Below are 213 nucleotides of genomic sequence, written 5' to 3' on the forward strand. Positions count from 1 at the left end.
CCCCATCACCCCCCGCTGTAGGCCGTGGGGGGCCATCCGGTTGCCGTAGGCTGTCTGCAGCGCAGACAGGCCCGCCGCCTCCCCCCAATAGCGCTTGGCCGCCAGGCCGCCGTCCCGGTTCACCGGGACTACGGCGGCATGGAGGTGGGGGGTTCGTTCGTCCAGGTGCAACACGACCTGGACGAGATTGGCCCCGTGTTCCTCACGGAGCCA

General features: G+C 70.4%; 1 protein-coding gene. It reads right to left on the reverse strand.

Features of this window, described 5'->3' with window-relative positions; all coding sequences use genetic code 11:
- A partial coding sequence (locus ACVOLI_RS20540) for a plasmid recombination protein (RefSeq protein ID WP_481615792.1) occupies positions 1–213 on the reverse strand: 213 nt, incomplete at both ends.

Source organism: Stenotrophomonas sp. STEN029, from assembly GCF_056760015.1.